Below are 12,839 nucleotides of genomic sequence, written 5' to 3' on the forward strand. Positions count from 1 at the left end.
CTGCACCGGGCGACGACTTTTCGAGGAACTACAGCCTTGTCCATCCAGCCCCAGAACGACCGTTTCCTGCGCGCCCTGCGTCGCGAGCCCGTTGACCACACGCCGGTCTGGCTGATGCGCCAGGCCGGGCGCTACCTGCCCGAGTACCGCGCCACCCGCGCCCAAGCCGGCAGCTTCATGGGCCTGGCGACGAACCCCGACCTGGCCTGCGAAGTGACCCTACAGCCGCTGCGCCGGTTCCCGCTGGACGCGGCGATCCTGTTCTCCGACATCCTCACCATTCCCGACGCGATGGGCCTGGGCCTGCATTTCGTCGAGGGCGAAGGTCCGAAGTTCGAACGCCCGGTCCGCACTGCCGCCGACATCGCCAAGCTCGGCGTGCCGGACATGGAGAGCGACCTGGGCTATGTGATGGAGGCGATCCGCACCATCCGTCGTGAACTGGACAACAAGGTGCCGCTGATCGGCTTCTCCGGCAGTCCGTGGACGCTGGCCTGCTACATGGTGGAAGGCAGCGGCAGCAAGGACTTTGCCCGGGTGAAGTCGCTGGCGATGAACGATCCGGCCGCCATGCACCAGCTGCTGGACGTCACCACGACCGCGGTCATCGCCTACCTGTCGGCGCAGCGCGCCGCTGGTGCGCAGGCGCTGCAACTGTTCGACACCTGGGGCGGGGTGTTGTCGCCATCGATGTACCGCGAGTTCTCGCTGCGTTACATGCAGCGCATCGCCGCCGAACTGGAGCGTGGTGAGGGCGCGGACCGCACTCCGCTGATCCTGTTCGGCAAGGGCAACGGCGCCTACGTCAGTGAGCTGGCCGACACCGGCGCCGAAGGCGTGGGCGTGGACTGGACGATCGACCTTGGGGATGCCGTGCGCCGCACCGGCGGCAAGGTGGCGATCCAGGGCAACCTGGACCCGGTCACCCTGTACGCCGATCCGGATGCGATCCGCCAGCACGTCGGCCGTGCGCTGGACAGCTACCGCGACGGCAACGGCGGCTCGCGCGAAGGGCACGTCTTCAACCTCGGCCATGGCATGTCCCCGGACATGAAGCCCGAGCATGTCGCCGTGATGGTCGAGGCCGTCCACGAGCTCAGCGCGCGCTGAGTTGGTGGGGGCGGGAACGAACGCCCTTGGATGTGAATGTCCCCCGGCACCGATGAGGCCGGTGCCTCCTCCTTTACTTCACACCCAAGGGCATTCGCACCCGTCGGTCCACCGTCGCGTTCGCTCCAACATCGAAGTGCCCTGCATGCGTTACCTGCGGGCCCATCGCGCGTACCGATCAGCGCGCCGCGGCGAGGGCCTCGCGCAGCATTGCCCCGGTCACCGGCTTGCGCAGGAAGCGATCGAAACCCGCGGCCAGTGCCAGCGGCTCGGCATCCGTGTCGGCACGCGCTGTCACCGCAATCAGCGGTTGGCTGAAGCCCTGCGCCCGCAACTGGCGCGCGAGCGACAGGCCGTCGAGACCTGGCAGGTCAAGATCCAGCAACGCCGCGTCGAAGCGGGTCACGCTCGACTCGGCCAGCGCCGCCAGCCCGTGGCCGGCGTGAACCACCGCATGCCCCTGGCCACGCAGCAGGCCGGCAATCACTTCAGCGACGATGGGATCGTCTTCCACCAGAAGCAGCGACAGGCCGGACGCTTCTTCTGATGCCAGGGTGCCGGTTTGCGCAGACGTCATTTTGGGCGTTGCAAGTGCAGGCGAGTCGGCCGCTTCGCGCAGCGGCTCTTCCGCGATGACCTCCAGCGGGAGGCGGACTTCAAAACTTGCGCCTTCGCCGGGGGCGCTGGTGACCTCGATCGTGCCGCCCATGGCTGCCGCCAGCTCCTGGCAGATCGCCAGGCCCAAGCCGCTGCCGCCGTAGCGTGCTGCGGTGCGCAAGCCGTCGGCCTGCTCGAAACGACGGAACAAGCGCGAGACCTGCTCCTCGTTGAGGCCCGGCCCAGTGTCGCTGACGCACAGGACCACCCCGCCCGCGTCGGCGGGTGCGATTCCCAGCCGGATGGAGCCACGCTCGGTGAACTTCACCGCGTTGCCGATCAGGTTCAGCAGGATCTGCCGGATCCGCACGGCGTCGCCGCGCACCCGGCGCGGGGTCGCAGGATCGCGGTCCACCACGAACTTCAGGCCACGGGCCTCCACCAGGGGCGCGCTCATCTCTGCCAGCTCGTCCATCAGGGCGTGCAGATCAAACTCGTCGGTCGCCAGCTCCAGCTTGCCCGACTCGATCCTGGCCAGATCCAGCGCATCGTTGACCAGTCGCAACAGGTGCTCGCCGGCGCGGTGGATGGAGGTCGCGTAGCTGCGCTGCCGGGTGTCCAGGTCGGTTCCGAGCAGCAGCTCGCTCATGCCCAGCACGCCGGTCATCGGGGTCCGCACCTCATGGCCGAGGGTGGCCAGGAAACGGGTCTTGGCCAGCGACGCCTCATGGGCGACCTCGCGCTCGTGGTCGGCGCGCTTCCACGCCTGCCGCCGCTCGATCCGTCGACGCGACTCCAGCATCACCCACCACGCCATCAGCAGCAGCAGGCAAACCAGCGCAATCCGCGCCTGACCCGTCTGCCACCACGGCGGCTGGACCCGGAAGTGCAGCACCTGTTCCGCCGCCTGGTTGCCGACCGCGTCCTGCGCGCGGGCACGCAGGGTGTACTGGCCTGGCGCCAGGCCGGCAAAGATCCGCTCACCCTGGGCGCCGTGGTCCACCCAGTCGTGGTCATAGCCGTCCAGCATCGTTACATAGGCATTGGCCTTGGGCTTGTCGTAGGCGAGCAGGCGAAGCTGCACGCGCAGTTCGCGATCGCCCGGCGCCAGCGCCAGAGGTCCCTGCAGATCCATCGGCACCCAACGGCCGTCACGCCGCACCTCGAACCCGTCCCAATGCAGTGGCGAGCGGATCGGCGGCAGGTCGTCGGCAAGACTGTCGACCATCACCACACCGCCGTCGGCCAGGGCCGAAACCATCACCCCATCCGGCGTCTGCACCAGCGTGCGATTGACGAACTCCTGGCTGCGCAGGCCATCGAAGAGGCCGAAGTGACGGGTCTGCCCGGTGCCCGGGTCCCAGCGATACAGGCCGCGCGGGGTCGAAAGCCAGACCCGACCCTGCTGGTCGACCTGCAAGCCGGCTCCCTCGACGGGCGGGATGCCCTGCCTCGCGCCGACAGTGTCCACGGCGAACCAGCCGTCACCGCCGCGCCGATAGTGCTCAAGCCCGGAAAGCCGCTGCAACCACAGGTCATCGGCGCCAGCAAACCCCAGCGCAAATACCCGCCCGTCGCCGCCTATACCAGGCACCGGGTTGAAGCGACCTTCTTCCGCGCTCCATCGCAGCACTCCATCGGCGCCAGCAAACCATGGCGCGCCACCGGCGTCGAACGCCATCGCGTGATGGTCTCCCACCCCCAGCCCGTGCGCGGCCCCCGGAGGCACAGTCAGCAAAACCCGTCCCGTGGTCAGCTCACGCTGCTGTACACCGGCGCCGGCGAATGACATCCACAACGTCCCGTCGGGCGCCAGATCCATCAACGTCAATGGACCGGGCAGGGATGCGTCGGGCGAACCGTCCTGCCCCCAGCGCCGGACTGCGCCTTGCCTGTCGACCCGCACCAGTTCGCGACGCTGGCCGATCCACAGACGGCCGGCGGGATCTTCGCAAAGTGCGTATGAGCCCATGCCCTGCAACGCTGCGACGGTTTCGGGCTCTGCCGGTATCAGAAGCCCGTCCCGGTCCAGGCGCTCCAGTTCGGCACGCACTCCCCCCAGCCAGACCCCGCCGTCCCGGGCCGGTGCAATGGCGCTGTACAGGTCGGCCGACAGGTCATCCTGGTCACGGCTGAACTGGGCGATCCGGCGCCAGTCCGGCGGCAGGTAGCCCAGCCCGACCCCCGGCACCGGAATCCAGATCGCGCCGCTGTCCTGCTTGACCATCTCGCCGATCGCAATCGCCGGCCCCTTGGCACCGATCGGCACAGGCACCGGCACCTGACCTTCAACCACGCGCCACACTTGTCGCTGGCTCGAGATCCACAGCTCACCGTCCTCGCCCGGCAGCATGTTCAGGATCGCGTTGGGCTGCTCGAACATCGCCGACCAGAGCGGCTGCTCCCATCCGCCGTCACCGGTGCGACGGAAAACCCCCTCTGCCGCCCCCACCCACAGCCCGCCGTCAAATGCCGTCAGCGAATAGATCAACGGGGTCGCGTGCCCCCCGGGCAGCGCCACGCGCTCGAAATCGGTTCCCGTCCACCGCGCCAACCCCTTGGTGGTCCCTGCCCAGAGCACGCCCTGCTCGTCCACCACCAGCGTCAGGACGATGTCGGCCGGCAGGCTGCGCGGGTTTTCCCCGCTCGCCGTGAATCGGGTGATGGTCCCGTCCGCGGCCATCCGCGATACCCCACCGCCGTAGCCACCCATCCAGAGCGCGCCCTCATGGCTCGCCAACGCCCAGATGTCGTCGCTGCCGATTTCCGGATGAGTGGCCAGGCGGTAGTGGCGGAAGCTTTCATGGGCGCGGTCGAGCACGCTCAGGCCGTGGCCTTCCGGGGCCACCCAGATGCGGCCCTCGGGATCGACGTGGACGAGGGTCACGTAGTTGGCCGAAAGCGAGGCGGGATCGGCCGGATCGTGGCGCCATACCTGCATGCCGACACCGTCATAGCGCGCCAGACCGTCGGTGGTGGCGAGCCAGAGAAAGCCGTCGTCGTCGAACTTCAGGCTCTTGACGGTGCTCGATGGGAGGCCGGCGGCCACGTCGATATGGCGCAGACGCGGAATCTCGGGCACCCGTGCCCCGGCCTCTGATACCGGCAGCAGCCAACATGCGGCCAACAGCAGCCACGCAATGATGTGTCGCATCCATCCCTCCAGTGCGGCGCGCGCGAGCCCCCGCGCCGTGCGTCCCTTCCCCGGACGCACATTCAATGATTGTGGGCGCCGGGGCAAGTCGCGGCCCACCACTGCGACGCGCGACCTGTCTAGAATCGGTCGCATGCACGGCAAACCGCCCACGCCAGACCGCATCGACCCGCGTGTGTCCATCAGCGGCGCGCGGGTTTGGCATGCGCGCACCCTGGCGATTGCGCTGGGGCTCTGCAGCACGCTGACGGTGGCGATTCCGGCAAGCGCGAAGGACGCCCCGAGCTGGGTGCTCGATCCGGTCCACACCCGGGTGATGTTCGCCGTCTCCCATGCCGGCTTCTCGCAGGCACTGGGCACCGTATCGGGCAGCACCGGCACCCTTGTGTTCGATCCCGACGACTGGGGTCTCACCCGGCTGGACGCCACGGTTCCCCTGGAGCGCGTGGATCTGGGTGACCCGTCGTGGAATCGCGCAGTACTTGCGCCACGCCTGCTGGATGTCCAGTCATACCCGATGGCCAGGTTCACGTCCGAAAGCGCGTTCCCGAGCGACGACGGTAACGTCCACGTGTGCGGCCAACTGACGCTGCACGGCGTTACCAGACCGCTGTGCATGGACGTCACCGTCAATGCGGTCAAGCGGCATCCGATGCCACCGTTCCGACGCACCGCCGGCTTTTCGGCCACCGCCGTACTGAGCCGAAGCGACTTCGGCATCACCGCCTGGCCGTCGGTCATTGGCGATGACGTGACCCTCCGGATCGAGGCGGAAGCCGTGCGCTCCCGCGTCGCCGGCGAACCTGTTCACGACGAGGGTGGTGATTCCGGACCGGAGACGGATGCCGAGGTCGAACCCACACCAGAACCCGAACCCGGAGCTGCGCTATGAGCCTGAAAAACCCCGTCGACCGCTGGGGTCCAGTGAGCCAGTTCCTGCACTGGACCATCGTGGTGGTGTTCCTTGTCATGGCCGCCATCGGCCTTTCGCTGGACAGCCTGCCAAAGTCACCGAGCTACTTCTGGGTGTTCAACCTGCACAAGTCCCTCGGCCTGACCCTTCTCACGCTGGTGGTGATCCGTCTGGCGTGGCGGCTGTATGCCGGTGCGCCAATCCCGATCGCAAGCATCCCCGCGTGGCAACGGATGCTCGCGCGCGTCACCCATTGGTTGCTGTACGCGCTGATCATCGCGATGCCACTCTCCGGCTGGCTCTTCGACTCCGCCAGCGGGCTGCGTCCGCTGCGCTGGTTCAACCTGTTCCAGGTTCCCAAACTCATCGCACCCAATACCGGTGTGCGCGAAATCGCCCGCGACGCCCACGGCTGGATCTTCTGGGTGCTGGTGCTGTTGATCCTCATGCACGCCGGCGCGGCGCTCTACCACCACTACTTTGTCGGCGACGCCACGCTGCGGCGGATGCTGCCCGGCCGCCGCACGCCTCCCGCCTCTTCCCAGCGGACTTCCCGATGATCACCGCTTCGGGCCCGAACCGTTCCCGCCGTCGTCCCGGCTTCCTGCAGGTGCTGGCGGCCGGACTGGCCTTCGCCAGCAGCGTCGTACTGGCTGCCGACGATTACGTGCAGGCGCCGGGATCGACGCTGACCTTTGCCTCCAGCTTTGAAGGCGAAGTTTTCACCGGCTATTTCGCCAGCTTCACCACCACCATGCGCTTCGACCCGCAGCAGCTGGAGCAGGCGCGGTTGGAGGTGACCATCCCTTTGGCCAGCGCGACCACGGCCAATCCCGAGCGCGACGAGACCCTGCAGGGCAGTGATTTCTTCAGCAGCAAGCTGTTCCCGCAGGCGCGCTTTGTCGCCACCCGGTTCCGCCACCTCGGCGAGGACCGCTACGCCGCCGACGGCGCGCTGAGCCTGCGGGACGCCAGTCATCCGGTGACCCTGACGTTCACCTGGAAGGACGGCGCGGCGCCGGTGCTCACCGGGCGCGCAAGCGTGGATCGACTGGCATTCGGCGTCGGCGGCGGTGACTGGGCCGACCCGGGCATGATTCCGGCAAAAGTTGCGGTCAGCACGCGGGTCAACCTGATGCCCGCCCCCTGACATCCCTCGACCTCGGGTAAACCCCAGCTGGGGGACGCCCCGAGTGACCGCGACCGGGCGCAGTGTTGGAATGCGCCCATGACCCGCGGTTCGTGGGTTACTGCCCAACTTGCGAGGATCAGGGAATGACTGTTCTCAGTGCAATCTCAGCGGCGCAGCTGCAACGCATCGACGCCGGCCACGGCCGCCAGCACACCGTCCAGCATGGCGACACGCTGTCGGGGATCGCGAAGCAATACGGCGTCAGCCTCTCCGCGTTGCGTTCGGCCAATCCGCAGGTCCTGAATCCCAACGTCATCTATCCCGGCGACCGCATCACGGTGCCTGGCGGCCAGACGCAAGCCGGTTCCGGCCCCGCGCCCGTGCCGGCTGACACCTCCGCGGGAGGCAGTACCGGCGCCAAGGCCGGCTCCACCCAGCTGACGATGGCCGACTATCAGCGCGCGGCCAACGCCCTCGGCGTCGATGTCGCCACCGTGCGCGCCGTGGCCGAAGTCGAGTCCTCCGGCGGTGGCTTCCTCGCCGACGGTCGCCCCAAGATCCTGTTCGAGCGGCACATCTTTGCCCGCGAAACCGGCGGCCGCTTCAACGGTTCCCATCCGGGAATCAGCGGCCCGGCAGGTGGTTACGGCGCCGGCGGTGCACACCAGTACACACGCTTCGAACAGGCATTCGCTCTGGATCCGGTCGCGGCAATGAAGTCGGCCTCCTGGGGCGAGTTCCAGATCATGGGCTTCAACCACAAGATGGTTGGCTACGACAGCGTGGGCAAGTTCGTCGACGCCATGCGCAGTTCGGCCGGCAGCCAGCTGGACGCGTTTGTCAGCTTCATCGAGTCGGCCGGGCTGAAGGGCAAGCTGCAGAACAAGGACTGGGCCGGCTTTGCGCGCGGCTACAACGGTCCGGGCTACGCGAAGAACAATTACGACGGCAAGATGGCGGCCGCCTATGCCAAGTACGCCGGCAGCAATCCGCCGCCGGTGGCCAGCGGCGGAACCAAGCCAGCCACTGCTCCCGCACCGACGGCGCCTGCACCGACCGCGCCGGAGTCCGGCACCGGCACCTATTCGGTGCGCTCGGGCGATACGCTCAGCGGCATCGCGCAGAAGCACGGCGTCTCGCTGTCGGCGCTGGCCGCGGCCAATCCACAGATCCGCAACATCGACCTGATCTTCCCGAACCAGGTGGTCAAGATTCCCGGCGGCGGCAGCACCGGCAATGCGCCCAGGGTCGGCGGCGACAGCAGGATCGACGCCCCGGCTCCCGTGGGCGGCAGCAGCTCCGATGCCGCGAAGATCGCCGAGAAGTACCTTGGCTGGTGGGCCGGCGACCTGAAGGTCAGCGGCCACCTGCCGATGGACCCCAGCGTCCCCAACACGGTCAACTGCGCGAACTTTGTGTCCGCCGTGCTGCAGAAGGCCGGCTTGATCAACTTCCACACCAACCTGGTCACCGGCTCCAACAGCGGCAATCCCCAGGCGCTGGGCACGATGCTGAAGGCCGCAGGCTGGACCGTGGTTCCCGCGTCCCAGGCACGGCCGGGCGACGTAGCGATCGTCAACAACGGCGGTCACGTCGAGTTGGTACACAGCAACAACAACGGCAAGATCACCCTGATCGGTTCCAACAACACCGGTGGCGGATCAGGTCCGCAGAAGGTCAGCTACGGCAACCCGTTCGGCAACGCCTGGTACCTGACCCCGCCACGCAAGTGATAGACCGGTCGCACCGGTCCGTCAGGAGACGCGCATGCGAACCCTGTCATTCTTGATGCTCCTACTGATGGGTTTTGCCTGCATGCCAACCAACCACGCCCAGACACCCGCGTTGCATATTCCCAATCCCGGTTCCCCCGAGCGCGCTGCGATTCTCGACAGCGCGCGGGCGTCCATCGACGGTGAGATCGGCCGCACCGTGCAGTTTGTGGTCGAGCGCCTGGCGATCCAGGGCGAGTGGGCATTCCTGTACGCCCACATGCAGGCCAGCGACGGCGGGCCGGTAGACTACGCGCGCACCCCAATGGCGGAGGCGGCCGAGGCCGGTTTCGTCTCCCAGGTCTATGCCGGCCTGCTGGAGAAGGAAAAAGACCAATGGGTGGTTCGCGCCCAGGCCATCGGTCCGACCGACATGGCGTGGCAGCCGTGGGCCGCGGACTATGGCGCGCCGGAGGCGCTGTTCAAGCTGGATTGAACGGGCGGTTTGGCCGGGCTCGCGCAGCGCCCCGGCCAGGTCCGGCCGGAACGCGCATCACCCGCCTGTGGCCAGCCAGCGCCGGGCGGCGTCCGCGTCGAACGGCCACGCCAGTTCGCGCATCGTGGCCAGGTCGAGCAGCACCGGGACCCGCGCGCCGTAGCACTTCTCCAGATCCGCATCGTCGTCGATGAACACGCTTTCAAAGTCCGGCACCGCGGCCTGTGCCAGCTCCAGCAGTGCGAGGTCGCACAGGTGGCAATCATCACGCTGGTAAAGGATCAGCTGCATCTTCTCGGAGCGCCTCTGCAATGGCCCGGGGGCGGCGGCTATCATAGGCGTTCACTCCGGAGGGCTCCGCAGCCGTGACCAGGTTTCTTCTTTCCGCCGCGCTGATGTTGTCACTGGCTGCCTGCAGTCCCGAGCAAGCAGCCGCCACGGGCGCGCAGGTGGCTGCCTGTGAGGTTGCCGAAACCACCCTGGCCGGCGACTGGCAGCGCACCGGCGAGGCCGGGACCTTCGAGCAGTTTTCACTAGCCATGGAAAACGGCGAACGCCGCTTCGACTCGTGGCTGCACGAACGACCGGAAGTCAGCGGGGGTTCGTGGACCTACCAGCCCGACGACTGCCGTCTCGCCCTCAACGGCGCGGACAGCAACCTGCAGTGGCACTTCAAGGTGTCCGCCGACGAGGCCGGCAACCGGCTCACGCTGAGTCCGCTGGATGCCGGCAGCGGCACGGTTGACGGAACCTACCAGCGCCTCGCCGACTGACCGGCGCACTCGCCGCTGAGCGATCACCCTTGCGCGCCCGATCAACGATCGCCGCAGCTCGAAGCACACCTCCACCCACCGCCGTTTCCAGTACTGGATCTCCATGTCCGTCAGCTGTTTCGACCTGTTCAAGATCGGCATCGGGCCGAGTTCCTCGCACACCGTGGGACCGATGCGTGCCGCCGCACGATTCATCGAGCGCTGGATCGTCGACAACGGCGACCTTGAGCGCACCGCGCGCGTGCGCGCCGAAGTGTTCGGCTCGCTGGCGATGACCGGCCGTGGCCACGGTACCGACAAGGCGCTGATGATGGGGCTGGAAGGCCACTGGCCCGACAAAATCGACCCGGACATCATCCCGGCGACGCTGGAGCGCATCCGCGGCGAGAAACGCATCCGTTTGCAGGGTCGCCATGAGATCGGCTTCGACGAGAAGCACGATCTGATCATGAACAAGCGCCAGAAGCTGCCGTTCCACACCAATGGCATGCGCTTCACCGCCTACGACGCGGCCGGCGACGTGATCGCCACGCGCGACTACTACTCCGTCGGTGGCGGCTTCGTGGTAAACGAGGACGAGGCGGCGGAGGACAGGATCGTCGCCGACACCAGCGTCGTGCCGTACCCGTTCGCCTCCGGCGACGAGCTGCTGCTGCGCGCGCGCGACAGCGGCCTGTCCATCGCCCAGATGATCTACGCCAACGAGCAGGTCTGGCGCAGCACCGACGAGATCGACGCCGGCCTGGACCAGCTCTGGGAGGCGATGAAGTCCTGCGTGGAACGCGGCATCCGCTCTTCGGGCACATTGCCCGGCGGCCTGCGGGTCACCCGCCGCGCACCCGCGCTGCATGCCGACCTGCAATCACGGCCCGATGCCGGCCTGGACGATCCGCTGACGATGCTCGACTGGGTCAATCTGTTCGCACTGGCGGTGAATGAGGAAAATGCCGCCGGCGGTCGCGTGGTCACCGCGCCGACCAATGGCGCCGCCGGGATCATCCCGGCAGTGCTGCACTACTACGATCGCTTCATTCCCGGCGCCAACATCGAGGGCGTGCGGACCTTCCTGTTGACCGCCGCGGCGGTGGGCATCCTCTACAAGGAGAACGCCAGCATCTCCGGCGCGGAAGTCGGCTGCCAGGGCGAGGTTGGCGTGGCCTGTTCGATGGCCGCCGCCGGCCTGACCGCAGCGCTGGGCGGCAGTCCGGAAAAGGTCGAGAACGCCGCCGAGATCGGCATGGAGCACAACCTGGGCCTGACCTGCGACCCGATCGGCGGTCTGGTCCAGATCCCCTGCATCGAGCGCAACGCCATGGGTTCGGTGAAGGCGATCAACGCCTCCCGCCTGGCCATGCGCGGCGACGGCTCGCAGAAAGTCAGCCTGGACAAGGTCATCAAGACGATGCGCGACACCGGCCGCGACATGCAGGACAAGTACAAGGAAACCAGCCGGGGCGGGCTGGCGGTGAACGTCATCGAGTGCTGACGGGTTAGAAGGGTCGCGGCTGCGCAGTCTGCGCGGTCTTGGAGCACGGGAGCGGGTGCCCTTGGGTGCGAATGTCCCCCGGCACCGGTGAAGCCGGTGCCTCCTCCTGTACTTCGCTCCCAACGGCACCCACTCCCGTCGGTGGGGCATCGCGGTGTTCGATAAAGCACAAAGCCGGCCGCCCCGCACACGGCGGGAATAGGCTGACAGACGTGATCTGCAGGGCTTCCGGGCGAAATAAAGGAGGAGGCCTGCGCCGCAGGCGTGGGCCGGGGGACATTCGCCGGGAAGCCCTGCAGGTCGCGTCCTACTCCCCAGACATCGGCGAAGGGCCGGCTTTTCTTCAGTCAGGGGTTGAGCGTGCGATCCGCAGCGCGTCGTCGAGCAAGCCGGCTGCGGTGACTTCCGCGCCCGCGCCCGGCCCCTGGATCACCAGCGGCTGGTCGCAGTAACGGTCCGACCAGATCGCAACCCGATTGTCGGTCCCGGCGCCGCCGGCCAACGGATGCCCGCTCGCCAGACTCTCCAACCCGACACTGGCGCGCCCGTCCTGCAGGCGGGCGATGAATCCCAGTCGGGCGCCGGCGGCCGAGGCGGCCTCGAAGCGCTCGGCCATCGGCGCGTCCAGGCCTTCCAGATCCCCATCAGCTGACGCGCCATCCGCAGCCAGCTCAAGCAGCGACTCGACCTCCACCTCGTCACTGGCCAACGGCACGCCGGCAGCGCGGGCGAGGATCAGGATCTTGCGACGCACATCATCGCCGGACAGGTCCTCGCGCGGGTCCGGCTCGGTATAGCCGGCGTCCTTGGCCTGCAGCACCAGTTTCGAGAAGGGCTGCTGGCCGTCGTAGTGGTTGAACAGCCACGCGAGCGAACCCGACAGCACCCCCGCAATCGAATGGATGGTGTCGCCGCCGGCCTGCAGGTCGCGGATGTTGCGCAGCAGGGGCAGCCCGGCGCCGACGGTCGCGCTGTCGCCGTAGCGCGCACTGCCGCGTGCTACGGCGTCGTTGATCGCCTGCCAGCGCTCCAGCGTCGTTCCCAATCCCAGCTTGCACGCGGTCACCACATGGATGCCCTGCTCCAGCCAATGCGCGTGATGGTCGGCCACCTCGCCGCTGGCGGTCGCGTCGATGACGATGCGATGGCCCGGACCATGGCGGGAGAGCGCCTCCGCGACGCCGGACAGGCAGGCCAGCCCCGGATCGCCCTGCCATGGACTGCCATCCGACAGGTGGCGTTGGATCGCCGCGGGGCAAAGCCGCTCAGCCCGGAGCGCGCCACGGGAATTGCCCGCATGCACCAGCACCAACGAGTCACCGCGCGGCGTTCCTGCCCAGGACGCCAGCCGGGACAACACCGCCGTGCCGACATTGCCGGTGCCCAGCAGGGCGACGCGGGCCGGAGAGGTCACGCGCATACCGCTCACGCGCGGACCGTCCTGCGATCCCGCCGAAGTGTCGGCA

General features: G+C 67.9%; 11 protein-coding genes and 1 pseudogene. 9 read left to right on the forward strand and 3 right to left on the reverse strand.

Annotated elements, in window-relative coordinates; genetic code table 11:
* Nucleotides 1–42: 42 nt before the first annotated feature.
* The gene (hemE, locus tag KZ491_RS06780; RefSeq protein ID WP_425493122.1) at nucleotides 43–1,110 is read left to right on the forward strand and encodes a uroporphyrinogen decarboxylase; all 1,068 of its coding nucleotides are present in this window, start codon (nucleotides 43–45) and stop codon (nucleotides 1,108–1,110) included.
* A gap of 178 nt (nucleotides 1,111–1,288) precedes the next feature.
* On the opposite strand, the gene KZ491_RS06785 is transcribed toward hemE, so the two are convergent.
* Nucleotides 1,289–4,861 carry a hybrid sensor histidine kinase/response regulator gene (locus KZ491_RS06785; protein WP_222565088.1) on the reverse strand — a complete coding sequence of 1,191 codons (3,573 nt, stop codon included), beginning with the start codon at nucleotides 4,859–4,861 and terminating at the stop codon, nucleotides 1,289–1,291.
* Between the two features lie 133 nt (nucleotides 4,862–4,994).
* Between KZ491_RS06785 and KZ491_RS06790 the strand changes: the two genes are divergently transcribed.
* From KZ491_RS06790 to KZ491_RS06810, 5 genes are all read left to right on the forward strand, one after another.
* Entirely contained in the window at nucleotides 4,995–5,753 is a 759-nt protein-coding gene (locus KZ491_RS06790; RefSeq protein WP_222565089.1) for a YceI family protein, read from the forward strand.
* Nucleotides 5,750–6,334: a cytochrome b gene (locus KZ491_RS06795; RefSeq protein WP_222565090.1), complete on the forward strand. Its 585-nt coding sequence runs from the start codon at nucleotides 5,750–5,752 to the stop codon at nucleotides 6,332–6,334. Before KZ491_RS06790 ends, KZ491_RS06795 begins: the two co-directional genes overlap by 4 nt.
* A complete protein-coding gene (locus KZ491_RS06800) occupies nucleotides 6,331–6,924 on the forward strand; it encodes a YceI family protein (RefSeq protein WP_222565091.1) in 594 nt (197 codons plus the stop codon). The genes KZ491_RS06795 and KZ491_RS06800 overlap by 4 nt, the downstream gene beginning before the upstream one ends.
* A 125-nt stretch (nucleotides 6,925–7,049) precedes the next feature.
* A complete protein-coding gene (locus tag KZ491_RS06805; RefSeq protein ID WP_222565092.1) occupies nucleotides 7,050–8,639 on the forward strand; it encodes an N-acetylmuramidase domain-containing protein in 1,590 nt (529 codons plus the stop codon).
* 34 nt (nucleotides 8,640–8,673) lie between these two features.
* Nucleotides 8,674–9,114: a hypothetical protein gene (locus KZ491_RS06810; protein ID WP_222565093.1), complete on the forward strand. Its 441-nt coding sequence runs from the start codon at nucleotides 8,674–8,676 to the stop codon at nucleotides 9,112–9,114.
* 57 nt (nucleotides 9,115–9,171) lie between these two features.
* Here the strand turns inward: KZ491_RS06810 and KZ491_RS06815 are convergent, their stop codons facing one another.
* Complete coding sequence (locus KZ491_RS06815) at nucleotides 9,172–9,405, reverse strand: glutaredoxin family protein (protein WP_222565511.1); 234 nt, start codon at nucleotides 9,403–9,405, stop codon at nucleotides 9,172–9,174.
* A gap of 74 nt (nucleotides 9,406–9,479) precedes the next feature.
* Here KZ491_RS06815 and KZ491_RS06820 point away from each other — a divergent pair, with 74 nt between their 5' ends.
* The 3 genes and pseudogenes from KZ491_RS06820 to KZ491_RS12940 all read left to right on the forward strand — a co-directional run.
* Nucleotides 9,480–9,887, forward strand: a complete 408-nt coding sequence (locus tag KZ491_RS06820) for a hypothetical protein (protein ID WP_222565094.1) — start codon at nucleotides 9,480–9,482, stop codon at nucleotides 9,885–9,887.
* Nucleotides 9,888–9,990: 103 nt separating this feature from the next.
* Nucleotides 9,991–11,373 (forward strand): L-serine ammonia-lyase, encoded by a 1,383-nt coding sequence (locus KZ491_RS06825; protein WP_222565095.1) that lies wholly within the window; start codon nucleotides 9,991–9,993, stop codon nucleotides 11,371–11,373.
* Between the two features lie 81 nt (nucleotides 11,374–11,454).
* Nucleotides 11,455–11,538, forward strand: a pseudogene (locus KZ491_RS12940) (hypothetical protein); the annotation flags it as partial.
* Between the two features lie 178 nt (nucleotides 11,539–11,716).
* On the opposite strand, the gene KZ491_RS06835 reads toward KZ491_RS12940, so the two are convergent.
* Nucleotides 11,717–12,802, reverse strand: a complete 1,086-nt coding sequence (locus tag KZ491_RS06835; RefSeq protein ID WP_425493124.1) for a homoserine dehydrogenase family protein — start codon at nucleotides 12,800–12,802, stop codon at nucleotides 11,717–11,719.
* Nucleotides 12,803–12,839 lie beyond the last annotated feature (37 nt).

Source organism: Novilysobacter antarcticus, from assembly GCF_019802285.1.
Taxonomy (GTDB): domain Bacteria; phylum Pseudomonadota; class Gammaproteobacteria; order Xanthomonadales; family Xanthomonadaceae; genus Novilysobacter; species Novilysobacter antarcticus.